This is a genomic window from Luteimonas terrae, assembly GCF_031457535.1.
In the GTDB taxonomy this organism is placed as follows: domain Bacteria; phylum Pseudomonadota; class Gammaproteobacteria; order Xanthomonadales; family Xanthomonadaceae; genus Luteimonas; species Luteimonas terrae_A.
Genome location: NZ_JAVDWO010000013.1, coordinates 23,572 through 41,583 on the forward strand (window position 1 = coordinate 23,572; position 18,012 = coordinate 41,583).

General features: G+C 67.0%; 21 protein-coding genes, 1 tRNA gene and 1 pseudogene. 8 read left to right on the forward strand and 15 right to left on the reverse strand.

All coding sequences use genetic code 11. The annotated features are described in order from the left end of the window. Positions 1–22: 22 nt before the first annotated feature. From J2W68_RS14425 to rplM, 4 genes are all read right to left on the reverse strand, one after another. A complete protein-coding gene (locus J2W68_RS14425; protein ID WP_310237050.1) occupies positions 23–757 on the reverse strand; it encodes a 2OG-Fe dioxygenase family protein in 735 nt (244 codons plus the stop codon). A gap of 357 nt (positions 758–1,114) precedes the next feature. Beyond that, positions 1,115–1,189: transfer RNA gene (locus tag J2W68_RS14430), tRNA-Gln, on the reverse strand. A gap of 89 nt (positions 1,190–1,278) precedes the next feature. Further along, positions 1,279–1,671, reverse strand: coding sequence for a 30S ribosomal protein S9 (rpsI, locus tag J2W68_RS14435; RefSeq protein WP_232137967.1), 393 nt, complete (start codon positions 1,669–1,671; stop codon positions 1,279–1,281). Positions 1,672–1,674: 3 nt separating this feature from the next. Beyond that, positions 1,675–2,103, reverse strand: a complete 429-nt coding sequence (gene rplM, locus J2W68_RS14440) for a 50S ribosomal protein L13 (RefSeq protein ID WP_159677749.1) — start codon at positions 2,101–2,103, stop codon at positions 1,675–1,677. A gap of 223 nt (positions 2,104–2,326) precedes the next feature. On the opposite strand from rplM, the gene coq7 reads away from it, so the two are divergent. Next, on the forward strand, positions 2,327–2,974 hold the full coding sequence (gene coq7, locus J2W68_RS14445) for a 2-polyprenyl-3-methyl-6-methoxy-1,4-benzoquinone monooxygenase (RefSeq protein WP_310237056.1): 648 nt from the start codon (positions 2,327–2,329) through the stop codon (positions 2,972–2,974). A 188-nt stretch (positions 2,975–3,162) separates the two neighbouring features. On the opposite strand, the gene speD is transcribed toward coq7, so the two are convergent. Beyond that, positions 3,163–3,954 (reverse strand): adenosylmethionine decarboxylase, encoded by a 792-nt coding sequence (gene speD / locus J2W68_RS14450; RefSeq protein WP_310237059.1) that lies wholly within the window; start codon positions 3,952–3,954, stop codon positions 3,163–3,165. A 193-nt stretch (positions 3,955–4,147) separates the two neighbouring features. On the opposite strand from speD, the gene crp reads away from it, so the two are divergent. The 3 genes from crp (at position 4,148) to J2W68_RS14465 (ending at position 6,094) form a co-directional block, all read left to right on the forward strand. Beyond that, positions 4,148–4,783 carry a cAMP-activated global transcriptional regulator CRP gene (gene crp, locus J2W68_RS14455; RefSeq protein ID WP_310237062.1) on the forward strand — a complete coding sequence of 212 codons (636 nt, stop codon included), beginning with the start codon at positions 4,148–4,150 and terminating at the stop codon, positions 4,781–4,783. 12 nt (positions 4,784–4,795) lie between these two features. Further along, positions 4,796–5,269 carry a GNAT family N-acetyltransferase gene (locus tag J2W68_RS14460; protein WP_310237065.1) on the forward strand — a complete coding sequence of 158 codons (474 nt, stop codon included), beginning with the start codon at positions 4,796–4,798 and terminating at the stop codon, positions 5,267–5,269. 75 nt (positions 5,270–5,344) lie between these two features. Continuing rightward, positions 5,345–6,094 (forward strand): sulfite exporter TauE/SafE family protein, encoded by a 750-nt coding sequence (locus tag J2W68_RS14465; protein ID WP_310237067.1) that lies wholly within the window; start codon positions 5,345–5,347, stop codon positions 6,092–6,094. A gap of 139 nt (positions 6,095–6,233) precedes the next feature. Here J2W68_RS14465 and J2W68_RS14470 read toward each other — a convergent pair whose 3' ends face one another. The 9 genes and pseudogenes from J2W68_RS14470 to rpe form a co-directional block, all read right to left on the reverse strand. Continuing rightward, entirely contained in the window at positions 6,234–6,956 is a 723-nt protein-coding gene (locus J2W68_RS14470; protein ID WP_310237283.1) for a haloacid dehalogenase-like hydrolase, read from the reverse strand. Between the two features lie 144 nt (positions 6,957–7,100). Continuing rightward, positions 7,101–7,883: pseudogene (gene trpC, locus J2W68_RS14475) on the reverse strand (indole-3-glycerol phosphate synthase TrpC); the annotation flags it as partial. A 77-nt stretch (positions 7,884–7,960) separates the two neighbouring features. Next, positions 7,961–8,335 carry an antibiotic biosynthesis monooxygenase family protein gene (locus J2W68_RS14480; RefSeq protein WP_310237070.1) on the reverse strand — a complete coding sequence of 125 codons (375 nt, stop codon included), beginning with the start codon at positions 8,333–8,335 and terminating at the stop codon, positions 7,961–7,963. A 93-nt stretch (positions 8,336–8,428) separates the two neighbouring features. Continuing rightward, positions 8,429–9,466, reverse strand: a complete 1,038-nt coding sequence (trpD, locus tag J2W68_RS14485) for an anthranilate phosphoribosyltransferase (RefSeq protein ID WP_310237073.1) — start codon at positions 9,464–9,466, stop codon at positions 8,429–8,431. A gap of 88 nt (positions 9,467–9,554) precedes the next feature. Further along, positions 9,555–10,133, reverse strand: coding sequence for an anthranilate synthase component II (locus J2W68_RS14490; protein ID WP_310237076.1), 579 nt, complete (start codon positions 10,131–10,133; stop codon positions 9,555–9,557). Positions 10,134–10,182: 49 nt separating this feature from the next. Next, positions 10,183–11,667, reverse strand: coding sequence for an anthranilate synthase component I (gene trpE / locus J2W68_RS14495; protein WP_310237079.1), 1,485 nt, complete (start codon positions 11,665–11,667; stop codon positions 10,183–10,185). Between the two features lie 147 nt (positions 11,668–11,814). After that, on the reverse strand, positions 11,815–12,762 hold the full coding sequence (gene yegS / locus J2W68_RS14500; protein ID WP_310237080.1) for a lipid kinase YegS: 948 nt from the start codon (positions 12,760–12,762) through the stop codon (positions 11,815–11,817). 311 nt (positions 12,763–13,073) lie between these two features. After that, complete coding sequence (gene rraA, locus J2W68_RS14505) at positions 13,074–13,559, reverse strand: ribonuclease E activity regulator RraA (protein ID WP_310237083.1); 486 nt, start codon at positions 13,557–13,559, stop codon at positions 13,074–13,076. After that, entirely contained in the window at positions 13,556–14,239 is a 684-nt protein-coding gene (gene rpe / locus J2W68_RS14510; RefSeq protein WP_310237085.1) for a ribulose-phosphate 3-epimerase, read from the reverse strand. The genes rraA and rpe overlap by 4 nt, the downstream gene beginning before the upstream one ends. 263 nt (positions 14,240–14,502) lie before the next feature. On the opposite strand from rpe, the gene J2W68_RS14515 reads away from it, so the two are divergent. Beyond that, the gene (locus J2W68_RS14515) at positions 14,503–15,348 is read left to right on the forward strand and encodes an outer membrane protein (protein WP_310237088.1); all 846 of its coding nucleotides are present in this window, start codon (positions 14,503–14,505) and stop codon (positions 15,346–15,348) included. Positions 15,349–15,641: 293 nt separating this feature from the next. Here J2W68_RS14515 and J2W68_RS14520 read toward each other — a convergent pair whose 3' ends face one another. Further along, a complete protein-coding gene (locus tag J2W68_RS14520) occupies positions 15,642–15,983 on the reverse strand; it encodes a J domain-containing protein (RefSeq protein ID WP_310237090.1) in 342 nt (113 codons plus the stop codon). A 110-nt stretch (positions 15,984–16,093) separates the two neighbouring features. Between J2W68_RS14520 and J2W68_RS14525 the strand changes: the two genes are divergently transcribed. From J2W68_RS14525 to J2W68_RS14535, 3 genes are all read left to right on the forward strand, one after another. Next, positions 16,094–16,990, forward strand: a complete 897-nt coding sequence (locus tag J2W68_RS14525; protein ID WP_310237094.1) for a phosphoribosylaminoimidazolesuccinocarboxamide synthase — start codon at positions 16,094–16,096, stop codon at positions 16,988–16,990. A 67-nt stretch (positions 16,991–17,057) separates the two neighbouring features. Then, the gene (locus J2W68_RS14530; RefSeq protein ID WP_310237096.1) at positions 17,058–17,423 is read left to right on the forward strand and encodes a bleomycin resistance protein; all 366 of its coding nucleotides are present in this window, start codon (positions 17,058–17,060) and stop codon (positions 17,421–17,423) included. Between the two features lie 37 nt (positions 17,424–17,460). After that, positions 17,461–17,949, forward strand: coding sequence for a DUF962 domain-containing protein (locus J2W68_RS14535; protein ID WP_310237098.1), 489 nt, complete (start codon positions 17,461–17,463; stop codon positions 17,947–17,949). The last annotated feature ends 63 nt before the right edge of the window (positions 17,950–18,012 follow it).

Consider the following 18,012-nt stretch of genomic DNA (forward strand, 5'->3'; position numbering starts at 1 on the left):
CGAACCCGGGCGCAGCGACGCGTCAGTCTTCGCCCTGGAACGCGCCAGCGCGGTAGGTCAGCACCAGCGTGTCGCGGTGACCCGCGTCGTCGGCCGGCTGGATCGGCGTGGATTCGTGGATCACGCGATGGTCGTCCAGCAGCAGGGCCGCCCAGGGCTCGGTCAGCGTGAAGCGCTGGCCCGCGGGGCCGTCGGCTTCGAACACGCGCGTTTCGCCGCCCTTGATGCCGCTGCGCCCGACCAGCAGCACCGCGACGAAGTCGACGCCGTCGCGATGCGCGCCCTCGGGGGTCGGCCGGCCGATGCCATCGGTCGTGTCGATGCGGAACTGGTGCGCCTCGACATGCCAGTCACCGTCGCCGCGCACGCCCGCGAACACGCGCCCGAGTCCTGCGAGGAGTCGGGCCCAGGCCGGATCCACGACCAGCCCGGGCGCCAAGGGTTCGAACCAGCGATGCATGCCGCCGTGCAGCGCGTTGTAGGCCTCGGACTGCCAGTGCGCGCGATGCGCGACCTGCGCGAGCGCATCCTCGCGTTGCACGAAGCAACCATGACGGCGCCGACGATAGCGTCCACCATCCTTGAGATAGGCGTCGGGCGGCAGGTCGTCCCACCCTGCGCGCCAGGCTTCGAGATCGTCGATGCGCACACCGCACAGCGCGGCGAGCGTCGACGGCGCGAGCACCGCGCAGCCGCGCGTGCGCAGAACGTCGATCACGGCGTCGGGGGCGGTATACGGCGGCGGGAATGCGTTCATCGCGGAATTCTAGAGCCGCATCGATGCGCGTGCATGGTGAGGCCGTGCGCACGCGTGGAATGCAGTCGCCCCGCGAACGGCGCGTCGCTTCAACAGCAGCTTGCGCACATGCATCGACCCGCGTGATTCATGGGGCCGCAATGCAATGAAACGGCGCGAAGGATGATTGGCATCAATGCCCAATGCGCACGATGTACATGCGTGGGTGCAGACATCGCCTTCTGCCCGCACCCGGAACATCCACCCACATCGCTGGGAGCGATTCGTCCCGCTGAAAAACGATGGCCTGCAGGATTGTTGCCATGGAGCCTGGCCACAAAAAAGCCCACCTTTCGGCGGGCTTTTTTGTTTTCAATGTGGCAGCCCCGGAAGGATTCGAACCTCCGAATGCCTGAGTCAGAGTCAGGTGCCTTACCGCTTGGCGACGGGGCTATGAACATATTGTAACGCCGAAACCGCGATGCTCCGCAAGCCTCGGCAACACCGGATCCACGCATTCGCGCGGATCCGGCACAGCGCGATCAGCGCTTCGAGAACTGCGTCGCGCGGCGTGCTTTGTGCAGGCCGACCTTCTTGCGCTCGACTTCACGTGCGTCACGGGTCATGAAGCCCGCCTTGCGCAGCTCGATCTTCAGCGTCTCGTCGTATTCGACCAGCGCGCGAGAGATGCCGAGGCGGATCGCACCGGCCTGGCCGGTCGTGCCGCCACCGCTGGTGGTCACCAGGATGTCGAACGTCTCGGTGTTCTGGGTCAGCTCGAGCGGCTGGCGCACGATCATGCGCGCGGTCTCACGGCCGAAGAACTCGTCGAGCGGACGATCGTTGACGGTGATCTTGCCGCTGCCCTTGCGCAGGAACACGCGGGCGACGGAGGACTTGCGACGGCCGGTGCCGTAATTCTGGGTAATTGCCATGACTTAGAGTTCCAGGGGCTGCGGCTGCTGTGCGGCGTGCGGGTGCTCGGCACCCTTGTAGACCTTGAGCTTGCGGTACATGGCGCGGCCGAGGGTGTTCTTCGGCAGCATGCCCTTGACCGCGATCTCGATCACGCGCTCCGGGTGGCGCTCAAGCGCCTGACCCAGGGTCTCGGTCTTCAGGTTGCCGATGTAGCCCGTGAAACGGTGGTAGAGCTTGTCCGTCATCTTCTTGCCGGTCACGGCGATCTTCTCGGCGTTGACCACAATGATGTAGTCGCCGGTGTCGACGTGCGGGGTGTAGACGGGCTTGTGCTTGCCGCGCAGACGGTGGGCGATTTCCGCGCTCAGGCGGCCCAGGGTCTTGCCGGAAGCGTCGACGAGGTACCAGTCGCGCTGGACGGTCTCGTTCTTGGCAATAAAGGTCTTCATGGGAATACTCGGTGGGTGACTGGTCGGGCTGGTTGCGCCGGAAGCCGGCGGAACGTCACCTCGCGTTGTAGAGCGTGCAACACAGAAGCGGAATGATAGCCGCCCGCCCATCGCCACGCAAGCTGGCGGGGGCTGCGCACCGCCGGATGCTGGCGTGGCACGGGTCAAGGGCCGAGAATGATACGTGACGCGGTCCGCCTGCCGCGCTGTAGGAATCCAACCGATGCCCCTCCCCCGGCCCCGCTTCAATCCCGTCGACCAGCTGCTGGTCGAAACCCAGCGCGCGCTCGACACGGTCTTCGGCAATCCGCCGGCCACCCGACCCAATCCCGCCGTCGAGACGCCGGATGTCGTGCTCAACGATGCCGAACGCCGCCACGCCGCCGGCCTGATGCGGATCAACCACGTTGGCGAGGTCTGCGCCCAGGGCCTGTACTTCGGCCAGGCCGCAGTGGCCCGCGAGGCCGACACGCGCACGCACCTGCTTGAAGCAGCGCAGGAGGAAACCGATCACCTGGCCTGGTGCGCGCAGCGACTGCGCGAACTCGACAGCCGGCCGAGCGTGTTCAATCCACTTTGGTACGGCGGCAGTTATGCGCTGGGGGTGGTCGCCGGACTGCGCGGCGATGGCTGGAATCTCGGCTTCGTCGTGGAGACCGAACGCCAGGTCGAAGCGCACCTCGACGAGCATTTGCAGACCTTGCCCGAAGCCGACCAGCGCAGCCGGGAGATCCTCAAACAGATGAAGGAAGACGAGGCCCGCCACGCCGAACACGCCGAGCAGGCCGGCGCGCGCGTGCTGCCATGGCCGGTGCCGTCGCTGATGGCGACCGCGTCGAGCCTGATGAAGGCGGTGGCGTACAGGCTGTAGGTGAAAGGCGGCGAGTGGTGAATCGACAGAGCGGCGCCCTGCCGCTCGGGGCAGAACTGTCTCTACCTCAAACAAAAACGGCCCCGCATCGCGCGGGGCCGTTTTCGATGTGTGACCCGCTGCTCCGAATCACCCATCACGGTTCTCAACGGACGAACGTCCGGTCATCACCAATCACGGCTTTTCGCTCAATCCACCAGATTGCGGCCGTGATAGAGCTCTTCGATCTCGCGGCGCAGGCGCGCTTCGATCTTCATGCGCTCCTTGAACGAAAGATTGCGGGCCTTCTCTTCGAACAGGTACTGGTCGAGATCGAACTCCTTCAGGTGCATCTTCGTGTGGAAGATATTCTCCTGATAAACGTTCACATCGAGGGCGTCGTAGCGCGACTTGATGTTCTTCGCCAGGTAATCCTGGATCGAATTGATCTTGTGATCGATGTAGTGCTTCCGGCCCTTCACGTCGCGGGTGAACCCGCGCACGCGGTAGTCCATTACCACGATGTCCGACTCGAGGCTTTCGATCAGGTAGTTCAACGCCTTCAGCGGCGAGATCACGCCACAGGTTGCCACGTCGATGTCGGCGCGGAAGGTCGCGATGCCGTTGTCCGGGTGCGTTTCCGGATAGGTGTGCACCGTGATGTGCGACTTGTCGAGGTGCGCGACGACGGCGTCGGAGATCACGCCCTTCGCCTGCGCCTTGTCGATCACCGGTTCCTCGGAAATGAGGATGGTCACCGACGCGCCCTGCGGCTCGTAGTCCTGGCGCGCGACGTTGAGGATGTTCGCGCCGATGATCTCGGCCACATCGGTCAGGATCTGGGTCAGCCTGTCGGCGTTGTAGACCTCGTCGATGTACGCGATGTAGCGCTGACGCTCGTCTTCCGACGCGGCGTAGCACACATCGTAGATGTTGAACGACAAGGCCTTGGTCAGGTTGTTGAAACCCTGGAGCTTCAGGCGCGGGAGCGGTTTGACCACAGCGGTCGACCCTCGGGGGTTGGGCGAAACGACGATTATGCGGCAAAGCACCCGCACGCCGCGACCTCGGGGTGACGCGGGTTTGCCCCGGGCAGCAGGAGCGCCTACTCTGCGCCATTCCCCCGATCCGAAGCCCATGACCCCGACACCTGTGGCCCTGATCAATCCTCACGCCCCACGCCCGCCGCACCCGATGGCGCCGACACCGGCGGCTATCGAGCGCTTTCTCGCCCACTGTCACCGCCGGCGCTACCCGCCGCGCAGTGAAGTGTTCCGCCCGGGTGATCCCGCCGGCACGCTCTACTACGTCGTCAGTGGTTCGGTCAGCATCATCACCGAGGAGGACGACGGTCGCGAGCTGATCCTGGGGTATTTCGGCAACGGCGAGCTGGTCGGCGAGATGGGATTGTTCATCGAATCCGACGTGCGCGAAGTCATCCTGCGTACGCGCACCCAGTGCGAACTGGCCGAGATCAGCTACGAACGGCTGTACCAGCTGTTCGACGGCGTGCTGGCCAATGACGCGACCTCGATCATGTACGCGATCGGTGCGCAGCTTTCGCGCCGCCTGCTCGACACCAGCCGCAAGGCCGGGCGTCTCGCGTTTCTCGACGTCACCGACCGCATCATCCGCACGCTGCACGACCTGACCCGCGAGCCGGAGGCGATGAGCCACCCGCAAGGCACCCAGCTGCGGATCTCGCGGCAGGAGCTGGCGCGTCTGGTCGGCTGTTCGCGCGAGATGGCCGGACGGGTGCTGAAGAAGCTGCAGGCGGAGAACAAGCTCACCGCCCGCGGCAAGACCATCGTGCTGTTCGGCACGCGCTAGGGACTCGGCCCCATGAGCCTCGGCCATTTCGGTCCGCGCGGCGACCTGCCCGATGCGGATCTGCGCAGTGCATCGGTGATCGATGCCGACGACGTCGCCGCCCTGCTGTCGGAAATGGGCTATCCCTGCACCGAAAGCGAGGCCCGCGAGCGCATCCGGCTGATCACTGCCAATGACCGCCAGGCCCTGGTGGTCGCGCGCAGCGGCGGCCGGGTCTGCGGGTTGATCGCGCTGGACTTCATGTACTACCTGCCGCTCGGCTCCACGACCTGCCGCATCACCGCGCTGGTCGTGACCAGCGACTCGCAAGGCAAGGGACTGGGTCGGCAACTGCTCAAGGAAGCCGATCGCCGCGCCCGTTTCGCCGGCGCCGCGCGCCTCGAACTGGTCAGCGGTTCGCAACGCGCCGACGCGCATGCGTTCTACAAGGCCTGCGGATTCTCCGACGGCACCGTGCGTTTCATCAAACGGCTCGGCGACGCCTGACGCACGCGCCGGTGGCGGCCACACGCCCCGGTCACGCTTTCACTGCACACTGCGCTGGCCTTCGGAGCCTGCGGCATGGAACTCGGCGATCAATTCCTGTTCTTCGTGCTGGTCGGGCTGGCCGCGCAGCTGGTCGACGGCGCGCTCGGCATGGCCTTCGGGCTGGTGTCGTCTTCGGTATTGCTGAGCATGGGCGTGCCGCCGGCAGCGGTCAGTGCCAGCGTGCACACCGCCGAGGTTTTCACGACCGGCGCTTCGGGCGCCTCGCACCTGGCGATGCGCAATGTCGACAAGCGCCTGTTTCTGCAGCTGGCCCTGCCCGGCATGGTGGGCGGTGCGATCGGCGCCTACGTGCTGACCCGGCTTCCCGGTGACGTGATCCGCCCCTTCATCTATGCCTATCTGCTGATTCTGTCGGTGGTGATCCTGCTGCGCGCGGCCGGCAGGTTGAGGCCGAAAAAGGAAGTCCGCCGGGTGTCACTGCTCGGCTTCTTCGCCGGTCTCCTCGATGCCAGCGGCGGTGGCGGCTGGGGACCGGTCGCCACGTCCACCCTGCTGGCCCGTGGCGGCGCCGCGCGCACCACGATCGGCACGGTCAACGCCGCCGAATTCCTGGTCACCGTCTCGATCTCGGTGACGTTCTTCCTGACGATGGGCCTGCAGCACCTGGACGTGATCCTCGGCCTGCTGGTCGGCGGCATGATCGCCGCGCCGCTGGCCGCGCTGTTCGTCCGGCACGTCCGCGAGCGCTGGGTGCTGCTCGCGGTGGGCGTGCTGGTGATGGCGATCAGCCTCTACCAGATCGGCCGCTCGCTGCTGGCCTGAGGCCGGGGCGCAACTCGGTCCTGCGCATGGGCGACCCCTGTAGGAGCGCGCTCGCGCGCGATGCGGCTTGACCGGCAACGCCCCTATCGCGCGCAAGCGCGCTCCTACACAGGTCCGGGGCGGTTCCCTCTGACCGTGTCTAAGGCGCGGCGACCGGATCACCACCGCGGTCGGCGCAGCCCCAGTTGAGCACCGGCGTGCCCGGCGGCAGCGCTCGGCGGAACATGTCGACATTGGCCGCCTTCGGGTTCACCACCACCGGCGCCTTGGCGGCTTTGAGCAGCGGCAGATCGGCCGAGGAATCCGAGTAGGCGATGTCGATCGCGGTGTAGCCACGCTCCCGCAGCATGCGCATCTTCTCTTCCGCATGGCAGTGGCGGGTGGCCACCACCGCACCGAACCGCGGCCCGACCGCGGTGCCGATCACCGGCACCGCCTCGTGCGCAACGAAGGCGAGAATCGCGCGGGCAAGTTCCGGCGGCGCGCCGGTCGCGATGACCACGTTGTCGCCGGCGATGCGATGCGCGTGCAGCACGTCGAGCGCGATCGGCAGCAGCTTGGGCTTGATCTGCGCCGCGTTGTCGGCGACGTAACGGTCGATCAAGCGATCCAGCACGCCACGGCTGTGCAGGCCGACGGTGCCGATCCAGACGAAGCCGGAAATGCCGTAACGACGCGTGGGCAGGCACGCGATCATCGGCCCGAGCACCGGCGCGGCCAGACACGCCAGCGCGGTGCGCCAGACGCTGCGGGTGATCAGCCAGCGGAACAGATGGGTACCGGAGTCGCCGTCGTAGAGCGTGTGGTCGAAATCGAAGACCACCGTCCGCACGCGTTCGTTGGCAGCCGTGTCCTTGAGCAGTTGCGCGACGACCGGCGTGCCGGCGTCAGAGCCGGCGACATCCGATTCCGCTTCCGCGGGCGCAGGCGTTGTTGCCGCGGCGATCGCGATCGCGGAGATGTCGGTATGCAGCGCGCGTTCGGGCGCCTGCGCGCCCGGCACCGCGAACAGTGTGCGCAGCGCGGCGCCCGGATCGGCCTCGCGCATGAAAGCTTCGCCAACGAGGAATGCTTCGATACCCGCCTCGCGCATGCGCGCGACATCAGCGGCGGTGTGGATGCCGCTCTCGGTGACCAGGCGGCGATCGCGCGGCACTGCGCTGCGCAGCGACAAGGTAGTGTCGAGCGAGACCTCGAACGAACGCAGACTGCGGTTGTTGATGCCCAGCAGCGGCGCCGGCACCTGCAGCGCGCGTTCGAGTTCATCGATGTCGTGCACTTCCACCAGCACGTCGAGATCGATCGACATCGCCAGTTCCGCGATCTCGACCAGCTGGCGGTCGTCGAGCGCGGCGACGATCAGCAGCACGCAGTCGGCGCCCAGCGCACGCGCCTCATAGACCTGCCAGGGATCGACGATGAAATCCTTGCGCAACACCGGCAGCGCGCAGGCTTCGCGGGCCTGGACCAGATACTCGTCAGCGCCCTGGAAGAAGTCGATGTCGGTCAGCACCGACAGGCAGGCCGCGCCCCCGGCTGCGAAACTGCGCGCGATTTCGGCGGGGTGGAAGTCGGCGCGGATCACGCCCTTCGACGGGCTGGCCTTCTTGACCTCGGCGATGACCGCGGCCTGACCGGCGGCGATCTTCGCCTCGATTGCGGCCGCGAACCCGCGCACCGGCGGCGCGGACGCCGCGCGCGCAGCGATGTCGGCCAACGGCAGCGCGGCACGACGCGCCGCGACTTCTTCGTGTTTGCGCGCAAGGATGCGCTGCAGGACGTCGTTCAAGATCTGCACCATGGGCCAGCGCAGGCGCCGGTCTGGAAAGGCCGCACACGATAACGCAGGCGACGGCGCGCCGGACCTCAGGCGGGCAACACTGCCTCGCGCGCGTCTGCGTCGTCGGCCTCGTCACGGGACCAGTCATAGGCGCGTTCGACGCGCGCGACCTGCAGGGCGTACTGGTCGTACCAGGCGCGCTGGCTCTTTTCCCGGGCCATGCCCTGGGCGTTGTGCGCGCGCCAGGCCCGGATCGAGGCTTCGTCGGCCCAGTAACTCAGGGTCACCCCCTCGCCACCCACGTCCTCGACCGATTCCATGCCGAGGAAGCCGGGCTGAAGCGTCGCCATTTCGAGCATGTCCCGACGCGAGTCAGAGTAGCCGGCCGCGTCTTCGCCATTGCGTCGGTAGCGGAGGATCGCAACGTGATACGGCGGGCGGGGCAACACGGGACGGCTCATGCAGGGATCGCTTCTTGGAACACAGGAGGTCGGCACATTGCGCCGCATTCAGCATACTGACCGACCGCGCCGCGGGGAACCGAACGCGTGCATTCAGGGCATGGAACGTCTCGTTTCCGCGACGAACGTCTCCAATCGGCGCAAGGCCTCCCCCGAGACGATGGCCGCGCGCGCGCGCTCGACACCTTCGGCAATCGATGTCACCACGCCGGCGACGTAAAGCGCCGCGCCCGCATTGAGGCTCACGATGTCCTGGGCCAGACCCGGCGTGCCGTCGAGCGCCTGTCGCACCAGGGCCTTCGACTCGTCGGCGTTTTCAACACGAAGATTGCGGCTGGCCGCCATCGCGATGCCGAAGTCCTCGGGGTGGATCTCGTACTCGCGCACCTCGCCGTCGCGCAGTTCGCCGACCAGAGTGCCCGCGCCGAGCGAGATCTCGTCCATGCCGTCGCGGCCCCAAACGACCAGGGCCCGCTGCGCGCCTAGCTCGCGCAGCACACGCACCTGGATACCGACGAGATCGGGATGGAAGACACCCATCAGGATGTTCGGTGCACCGGCCGGATTGGTCAGCGGTCCCAAGATGTTGAAGATCGTGCGCACGCCCATTTCGCGGCGCACCGGTGCGACCGCCTGCATCGCCGGGTGATGCACCGGCGCGAACATGAAGCCGATGCCGGTTTCGGCGATGCAGCGCGCCACCGCGTCCGGCTGCAGATCGATGCGCGCGCCGAGCGCTTCGAGCACGTCCGCGCTGCCGGACTTCGACGACACGCTGCGGTTGCCGTGCTTGGCGACCTTCGCGCCGGCCGCGGCGACGACGAACATGCTCGCCGTCGAGATGTTGAACGTATGCGCACCATCGCCGCCGGTGCCGACGATGTCCACCAGGTGCGCGCGATCCGCGTCTGCGACCGGCACCGGCAGCGCGAACTCGCGCATCACCTGTGCGGCGCCGGCGATCTCGTCGACCGTTTCCTTCTTGACCCGCAGGCCGGAGAGGATGGCCGCGGTCATCAGCGGCGACACCTCGCCACGCATGATCTGGCGCATCAGCTCGACCATCTCGTCGCGGAAGATCTCGCGGTGCTCGATGGTGCGTTGCAAGGCTTCGTGGGGAGTGATGGGCATTGGGGTGGCCGGTAGTTCGTGAGAGGTCATGCGTTGTTCTCGTCATCCCGGCGAATGCCGGGATGACGGCGCTTGCGCGGTACCGGCGTCAGCGCTCGAGAAAATTCTTCAACAATGCATGCCCATGCTCGGTCAGGATCGACTCGGGATGGAACTGCACGCCTTCGACCGGATGCGTGCGATGGCGCAGGCCCATGATCTCCTCGCGGCTGCCGTCGTCGTTCTCGGTCCACGCGGTGACTTCGAGGCACGCCGGCAGCGATGACTGCTCGACCACCAGAGAGTGATAGCGCGTGGCCTCGTATCCGTCAGGCAAACCAGCAAATACACCGCGGCCTGCGTGGCGGATCGCCGAGGTCTTGCCGTGCATGATGCGCTGCGCGCGCACGACCCTGCCGCCGTAGGCCTGGCCGATGCCCTGATGACCGAGACACACGCCAAGGATCGGCGTCGTCGCGCCGAGGCGTTCGATCAGTTCCAGCGACACGCCCGCTTCGTTCGGCGTGCACGGACCGGGTGAGATCACGATGCGCTCGGGCGCGAGCTTCTCGATCGCATCGACCGACAGCGCATCGTTGCGCTCCACCCGCACCTCGGCGCCGAGCGCCTGCAGGTACTGCACGAGGTTCCAGGTGAAGCTGTCGTAGTTGTCGATCATCAACAGCATGGGGCGGTTCCGGCAGATCGGGCGTTCAAAGAGGAATCGGCGCGTCGCATCACAAACCCTTCGCCGCTTGCGCGACCGCACGGAACAATGCGCGGCCCTTGTTCATGGTCTCGGCCCATTCCATTTCCGGATCCGAGTCGTAGACGATGCCGGCGCCGGCTTGCACGTAGAGGCGGCCGTCCTGGATCACTGCAGTGCGGATCGCGATCGCGGTGTCGGCGTCGCCGTGCCAGCCGATGTAGCCGACCGCGCCCGAATAGACGTTGCGCTTGACCGGCTCGAGGCTGCGGATGATCTCCAGCGCGCGTACTTTCGGTGCGCCGCTGACGGTGCCGGCCGGGAACGTCGCGCGCAGCACGTCGGCGTAGCTCAGGCCGTCCTTCAGCCGGCCGGTGACTTCGCTGACGATGTGCATGACGTGGCTGTAGCGCTCGATGACGAAGCGCTCGCCGACCTCGACGGTGCCCGCACTCGACACGTGGCCGACATCGTTGCGGCCCAGGTCGATCAGCATCAGGTGCTCGGCGCGTTCCTTGGGATCGGCCAGCAACTCGGCTTCGAGCGCCTGGTCCTGCGCCGGCGTCGCGCCGCGCGGACGTGTGCCCGCGATCGGGCGCACGGTGACTTCGCCATCTTTGAGACGCACGAGGATTTCCGGCGAGGAACCGACGACCTGGGTGCCGCCGACATCGAGGAAATACATGTAGGGCGACGGGTTCAACGCGCGCAGCGCGCGATAGACATCGACCGGGCGCGCCTGGAACGGCACCGACATGCGCTGCGACAGCACGACCTGGAAGGCGTCGCCGGCGGCGATGAATTCCTTGGTCTTTGCAACAGCTTCGATGAAGCCCTCGCGGGTGAAGCCGGACACGAAATCGGATTCATCGAGCGCAGCAGGCTGCAACGTTTCCGGGTACCCGGCGCCGCCTTGGCGCAGGCGATGCGTCAGCGCGTCGAGACGACGGTTCGCGCGGACCCAAGCCTGCGGTTCGCGCGTGTCGGCATGGACCACGAGATACAGCCGGCCCTTGAGGTTGTCGAACACCGCGACCTCGGTGCTCAGCATCAAGAGAATGTCGGGGGTGCCGAGTTCGTCACGCACGTCGGCGCGCTGGCCCTGGCGCAGGCGCGGCTCGATGTATTCGATGCATTCGAAGCCGAACCAGCCGACCAGACCGCCGGTGAAGCCCGGCAACCCCTCGATCAGCGGCACCGAATGCGCGGTGCGCAGACGCTCGACTTCGGCAAAGGGATCTTCGACCTCGCGCGTCTCGATCACCTCGCCATGTTCGCGCACGGTCAGCGTATGGCCATGGAACGCGTACACACGCTCGGCCGGCAGGCCGATGATCGAATAGCGGCCGAAGCGTTCGCCGCCTTCCACCGATTCGAACAGATAGGTATGCGGGCCGTCGGCGAGCTTGAGATAGACCGAAAGCGGCGTATCGAGATCGCTCAGGACCTCGCGGACCACCGGTACATGGGTGTGGCCGTCAGCGGCGTAGTGCTGGAACTCGGTGTGCGTGATCACGCGGCATTTCCTGGACAGTCGGACGAACGGGGGCAACGGAGGCAGTACGCCACCATCGCCAGCCGGCGTCGAGCAAACGGAAATGCGGGAGGGCAGACGCGTGCATGGCGGCTACTGTAGCGACTCCGCCGCGAACGCGCGACAGCCTCAGACGGCCGTGCGCGGCGAGGCGACGAGCAGCGGGCAGTCCTTCGGCAGGTGCACCCGCAGACGTCCGGGCTCGCAGGTGATCGCGAACCGTCGCGCGCGCGCCGGCTCCCCATCGAGATTGAGCACCAGCGGCACGCTTGACTCGACGACGAGCCCGGTCAGCTGCGTGCGGACGGCCACTTGGTCGAGTGCGGCAACCTTGCCTTCGGTCAGAGCGGTGCGCAGCGTATTGACCAGCTCGCCTTCGAGCTCGGGGACGATGGTGACGTCGATGAGGCCATCGTCGATGCAGGCATCGGGACACAGCGCCTGCCCGCCCCCGGCCTGGCGGCCGTTGCCGATGCCCAGCGCGATGAAACCGCCCTGCCAGACGAAATCCGCACCGATGATGCGCGCTTCCAACGGCTCGATGCGCCCGAGGCGCGACAGGCCGGTGATGAAATACGCCAGGCCGCCGAGCACTTTCTTCAATCCGGCGTGCGTCTCGACCGTCACCTGCGTGCCGAAGCCGCCGGAGCCAAGATTCGCGCACCAGTGCACACCCTCCTCGGTTTCGATACGCAACACGTCGATCGGCACGGCCGGCCTGTCGAGCGCCAGGGCCAGCGCCTCTTCCGGAAGCTCGGGCACTTCGGCGGCGGTCGCGAAATCGTTGGCGGTGCCCAGCGGCAGCAGCGCCAGCGACGGCAGGGCGTCGGCATCGGCGGACTGCGCGGCGAGCACCGAGACCACGGCATTGAGCGTGCCGTCGCCGCCGGCCGCGATGATCGTGTCCACCGATTCCACCAGCGCCTCGGCAACGTAACGCTCGGCGTCGCCGGCTTCCCAGGTCACCCGGACATCGATATGGACCCCGCGCGCACGGATGGCCGCGACCGCATTGCGCACGGCCTCGTCGTCCGCGGATTTGCCATTGAGGATCAGGCGCCAAAGCGGGTCAGGCATGCGGAGGGTCGTGCGGGTGGTGGAGGTGGCGCGGAGCGTAGCGGATGCCCGACGCGCCGCCGTTAACCGGTCCTCACGCGTGTCATCAGCCGGTCATCGAACGCCCGGAGCATGGAAGGCCATAGCAGGGACGACGGGCGGAGGCAGGATCAGCCTCCAAAACAAAATGCATCTTCCGCGCAGCGGAAGATGCCGAGGCCCCTCTCCCGCATGCGCGGGAGAGGGGGGAACCGTCCGCAGCGCGGACGGTGGGGCGAGGGCGAATGCCCGGCAATTCCCCGATGCTCGAACAACGGACGAACGTGCAGCGCTCAGGCCAGCGGCCGATCCGCCACCAGCACGCCATCCGCATCCGCGGCCAGCCAGTCGCCGGGCCGGAACGTCAGGCCGCCGAACGTCACCGGCACATCGCGCACGCCCTGCCCGCGCTTCTCGGTCTTCAGCGGCACCGTGCCCAGCGCCTTGACGCCCAGATCGAGCTGTCCGATCGCGACGCTGTCGCGGATCGCGCCATGCACCAGCACCCCGGCCCAGCCGTTGGCGACGGCCTGTTCGGCCAGAAGATCGCCGAGCATCGAGCGACGTGTGGCGCCGCCGCCGTCGATCACCAGCACGCGGCCCGCGCCAGGCTCTGCAACAGCCTCGCGCACGCGCGAATTGTCCTCCAGCGCGAGCACCGTGCTGACGATGCCGGCGAAGGCGATGCGCCCACCAAAATCGCGCAGCGGCAAATCGAGCACGCGCACCGCGTCCGGGTGCGCGTCGCACAGATCGCAGGTGACGATGCCTGCGCTCATGCGCGCAAGGAGGTCGCGCGTGCGATCTCGGCGCGCATCGCCTCGACCACCGCGCGATAGTCCGGCTTGCCGAAGATCGCCGAGCCGGCGACGAAGGTGTCGGCGCCCGCCGCGGCGATCTCGCCGATGTTGTCCGGCTTCACGCCACCGTCGATCTCGAGACGGATCGGCTTGCCGAGCGCGTCGATGCGCGCGCGCACCTGGCGCAGCTTGTCGAGCGTCGAGGGAATGAAGGCCTGGCCGCCGAAGCCGGGATTCACCGACATCAGCAGCACCATGTCCAGATCCTCGAGCACGTAGTCGAGCACGTCGAGCGGTGTGGCCGGATTGAGCACCAGACCGGCCTGGCAGCCTTCGGCCTTGATCAACTGGATCGTGCGGTGCACGTGGCGGCTGGCCTCGGGATGGAAGCTGATCAGCGACGCGCCCGCCTTGGCGAAGTCGGGCACGATGCGGTCCACCGGCTCGACCATCAGGTGGACGTCGATCGGCGCGGTCACGCCGTGCTTGCGCAGCGCCTCGCAGATCATCGGGCCGATCGTCAGGTTGGGCACGTAATGGTTGTCCATCACGTCGAAATGCACCCAGTCGGTGCCGGCGGCCAGCACGTTGTCGACCTCTTCGCCGAGGCGGGCGAAGTTCGCGGACAGGATCGAGGGTGCGATGACGGCGGGCTGCATGTGCGCTTCCAATTGGGTGGGATGCGGCCTGTGGACCGCGTCCCCATTCTAAAGCGCATGACGCGGTGACAAACGCGGTGGTGACGCAGCCGGCTCAGCGCAGCCTGAACTGCGTTTGCACATTCATTCACGTCCGGGACCGGTGCATGCATCCGTCGTCACGCATGCCTGCGTATCTCTCTCGCCCGCCGCTTCCCGGCGGCGGTGCCCCCGCACCGTGCCGAGCTCACCCGGCCGGCAAAAACAAGAATGGAGATGTTCCGATGAAAATGATCCACGCCGCATCCGCCAGCATCGCGCTGCTCGCCGCCAGCACCGGCGCCGCATTTGCCCAGACCGCCAACGACACCTGGACCGGCGGCTACGTCGGCCTCTATGGCGGCGTGGTGGACAGCCCCGAGGACAGCAGCAGCGACCGTTTCGTGTTCGACACCAACCTCGACCGCGTCTACGGCGATACCGTGCGCACCGGCGCCGGCGCCGATGCGTTCTCGCCGGGCTTCTGCAACGGCGCGGCCCAGGGCGCGACCCCAGCCGCCGGTTGCACGTCGAACAAGGGCGGCGCCGATTACGGCGTGCGCGGTGGTTACGACTGGCAGATGGGCAGCTGGGTGTTCGGTGTCGTCGGCGAATACGGCGCCAATGACGTCCGCGATGCCGTGAGCGCCTTCAGCACGACGCCCGCCTACTACACGATGTTCCGCAAGGTCGACCGCGTCGCTGCCCTGCGCCTGCGTTCGGGCTACGCCTTCGGCGCGGATTCCGCGAACCTGGTCTACCTGACCGGCGGCATGGCGCACGCCAAGATCGACAACGAATTCACCACCAGCAATGGCGCGAATTCGTTCACCAGCAATGGGGATACGAGCGGCTTCGGCTGGCAGGCGGGCGTGGGTTACGAGCGCAAGCTCGGCGAGAACGTCTCGGTGGGTCTGGAATACCTGTTCACGAGCCTGGAAGCCGACGACCAGCGCGTGCGCACAGGCCCGGGCACCGCGCCGGCGACCAACCCCTTCCTGATCGCCAACCCGACCGGTACCGACATGCGCCGCAGCGACAAGGACTTCGACTACGGCGCCGCGCGCGCCACGGTCAACTGGCGCTTCTGATCCATCGCGCCAGCGTCATCGAGTCATGAAGGAGCCGGCGCAAGCCGGCTTCTTCTTTTTGTGTCTGTCGCGGGTAGCGCGCAGCGAACCCCATCGTCTCTGCGCACCACGGACTTCGTGCGCGACGGGATGGAGGCATGCAGCGTGTTCTGTCGACCACCCAGCGCCCCACGCTGCACACACCGCATTATTCAGCGAACTGCTATCGCGGGCGGCGAGATGGCAGCGATGGGTTTCGCTGCGCTCTATCGATCCTGCGATCGGGCCGCTCGCGCGAACCCGCGATCGGCGCGTCAGCGGCGCGTCTTGCGTCCGTCGCGATCGCGGCGCAGGCGGTCGTAGGCGGCATTGAGTTCGGCGGCGCGCGCTTCGGCCTGGGCGCGCAGTTCCGGCGCCGCGCCTGCAACACGATCGGGGTGGTACTGCGAAATCAGCCTGCGATAGGCCTGGTCGATCTCTTCGCGGGTCGCTTCCGGTCCCAGACCGAATACCTGGTGATCCTTGTAGCGGCGCGGCGCGAGCCAGCCGGCATCGAAGGCATGGCCGATAATGGCGCCGATCACGCCACCGGCCGGGTGGCGCAGCAGCAGCCATCCGGCGATGAAGCCCAGCAGTTTTCCGTACCAGCGTTGCATGGCCGGCAGTGTAGCCGGCCGCCGTGACGCCAGTGGTTGCGGCTCACTGCAAGGCGCTGCGGTTCGCACTACACTTGCCGGCCGCTTGCGATCCACCCGGACTGTCAACCGTGTCGACGACCCTCCTCGAAGCGAACCTCCCCGGCCTCCACCTGCGTCACCGCGGCAAGGTCCGCGACGTGTTCGAGCTCGGCGACGAGCGTCTGCTGATCGTCGCCACCGACCGTCTGAGCGCATTCGACGTGGTGCTGCCCGACCCCATTCCCGGCAAGGGCGAGATGCTCTGCCAGATCAGCAATTTCTGGTTCGAACAGACCGCGGCGCTGATGCCCAACCACCTGACCGGCATCGATGTCGCCAGCGTGCTGCCCGAGGGCGTGGATCCGGCGCTGTACGCTAGGCGCGCGGTGGTGACGAAGAAGCTCAAGCCGGTGCCGGTCGAGGCGATCGCCCGCGGGTATCTGATCGGCAGCGGCTGGAAGGACTACCAGCGCACCGGCCGCGTCAGCGGTATCGCCCTGCCCGATGGCCTGCGTCAGGCAGAGCGCCTACCCCAGCCGATCTTCACCCCGTCGACCAAGGCCGCCGTGGGCGACCATGACGAGAACATCGATTTCGACACGATGGTCCGCCTCATCGGCGCCGACCTCGCCGAGCAGGTGCGCGAAGCCACGCTGCGCCTGTACACGTTCGCGGCCGCCTATGCCGCCGAGCGCGGCATCATCCTCGCCGACACCAAATTCGAGTTCGGTACCGATGCCGACGGCCGTCTCTATGTCATGGACGAGGTGCTGACCCCGGATTCGTCGCGCTACTGGCCCGCCGATGCGTATGAGGTGGGCACCAGCCCGCCGAGCTACGACAAGCAGATCGTCCGCGACTATCTGGAAACCACGGACTGGGACAAGACCGCGCCCGGCCCGACGTTGCCGGCCGAAGTCATCGAACGCACCCGCGCGCGCTACGCCGAAGCGCTGCAGAAACTGGCGGACATCTCGATCGATTGAGCGCGCGCGTCGCGCGCCTGGTTGCCGGTATTCTCGGAAGCTCATGCATTCTGTGGATCGAACGCCCATGCAGATCGAATCTGTCTCGCCCATTTTTTCGGTGGACGATCTGGCCGCCTCGCTCGACTTCTATCTGCAGACGCTCGGCTTCGAGCTGGCCTGGTCCTGGGGTGAACCACCTGACATCGCGTCAGTCTGTCGCGACGGCGTCGAAATCATGCTCAGTCAACGCAGCGACACCAGCGCTCCGGGCGCCGCACAGATCTATCTCAGCGTGTCGGCCATCGACGCGTGGCATGACGCGTTGAAGTCTGCGGGCGTGCACATGCGCGTTCCGATTGGCGACCGCCCCTACGGCATGCGCGATTTCAGGATTGCCGACCCCAGCGGCAACGAAATCAGCTTCGGGCAGCCGATCGCAGGCGTACCCTAGTCACCGACACGACCGGATCGACCCTCGGGAGGGGCGGATGGACGCAACACAAGACGACGCACAGCTGCGTCCGATCGACCGCTGGTTCGCCAGCTACTCGGCCGACCATCGAAACGACACCAACCAGTGGATCCACGTGTTCGCCGTGCCGGCGATCCTGTGGAGCGTGATCGCGTTGTTGTGGTGCATTCCCGGCGGCACGATCTTCAAGCCCGGCATCTGGGCGGCGCTGGCGATGTTCGCCGCGTGGCGGTTCTACCAGCGCGCGTCGCCGCGACTGGGGTTCGGCATGTTCGCGGTGTTCCTGCTGCTGGCGGCGTTGACCTGGGCGCTGCATCAGGCGCTGGGCACGCGCGGTCTGCTGACGGCCGCCATCGCGGTGTTCGTCGTGGCGTGGATCGCACAGTTCGTCGGCCACAAAGTGGAAGGCCAGAAACCGAGCTTCCTGACGGACCTGACGTATCTGCTGATCGGTCCGGCCTGGGTGTTGGCCAAGCTGTATCGCAGGCTCAGCTGGCGTTACTGAGGCTTGGCCGACCCGCAGTTGCGCGAGAAGCGGCGCCGGTGACGTGAGATGCTTGCGCGCCCG

Excerpts from the sequence above, each read along its gene's own strand:
- J2W68_RS14425 (WP_310237050.1), bottom strand. The coding sequence starts at position 757 with ATGAACGCATTCCCGCCGCCGTATACCGCCCCCGACGCCGTGATCGAC.
- rpsI (WP_232137967.1), bottom strand. The coding sequence starts at position 1,671 with ATGGCAATTACCCAGAATTACGGCACCGGCCGTCGCAAGTCCTCCGTC.
- rplM (WP_159677749.1), bottom strand. The coding sequence starts at position 2,103 with ATGAAGACCTTTATTGCCAAGAACGAGACCGTCCAGCGCGACTGGTAC.
- coq7 (WP_310237056.1), top strand. The coding sequence starts at position 2,327 with ATGCCCCTCCCCCGGCCCCGCTTCAATCCCGTCGACCAGCTGCTGGTC.
- crp (WP_310237062.1), top strand. The coding sequence starts at position 4,148 with ATGGCGCCGACACCGGCGGCTATCGAGCGCTTTCTCGCCCACTGTCAC.
- J2W68_RS14460 (WP_310237065.1), top strand. The coding sequence starts at position 4,796 with ATGAGCCTCGGCCATTTCGGTCCGCGCGGCGACCTGCCCGATGCGGAT.
- J2W68_RS14465 (WP_310237067.1), top strand. The coding sequence starts at position 5,345 with ATGGAACTCGGCGATCAATTCCTGTTCTTCGTGCTGGTCGGGCTGGCC.
- J2W68_RS14480 (WP_310237070.1), bottom strand. The coding sequence starts at position 8,335 with ATGAGCCGTCCCGTGTTGCCCCGCCCGCCGTATCACGTTGCGATCCTC.
- trpD (WP_310237073.1), bottom strand. The coding sequence starts at position 9,466 with ATGCCCATCACTCCCCACGAAGCCTTGCAACGCACCATCGAGCACCGC.
- J2W68_RS14490 (WP_310237076.1), bottom strand. The coding sequence starts at position 10,133 with ATGCTGTTGATGATCGACAACTACGACAGCTTCACCTGGAACCTCGTG.
- yegS (WP_310237080.1), bottom strand. The coding sequence starts at position 12,762 with ATGCCTGACCCGCTTTGGCGCCTGATCCTCAATGGCAAATCCGCGGAC.
- rraA (WP_310237083.1), bottom strand. The coding sequence starts at position 13,559 with ATGAGCGCAGGCATCGTCACCTGCGATCTGTGCGACGCGCACCCGGAC.
- rpe (WP_310237085.1), bottom strand. The coding sequence starts at position 14,239 with ATGCAGCCCGCCGTCATCGCACCCTCGATCCTGTCCGCGAACTTCGCC.
- J2W68_RS14515 (WP_310237088.1), top strand. The coding sequence starts at position 14,503 with ATGAAAATGATCCACGCCGCATCCGCCAGCATCGCGCTGCTCGCCGCC.
- J2W68_RS14520 (WP_310237090.1), bottom strand. The coding sequence starts at position 15,983 with ATGCAACGCTGGTACGGAAAACTGCTGGGCTTCATCGCCGGATGGCTG.
- J2W68_RS14530 (WP_310237096.1), top strand. The coding sequence starts at position 17,058 with ATGCAGATCGAATCTGTCTCGCCCATTTTTTCGGTGGACGATCTGGCC.
- J2W68_RS14535 (WP_310237098.1), top strand. The coding sequence starts at position 17,461 with ATGGACGCAACACAAGACGACGCACAGCTGCGTCCGATCGACCGCTGG.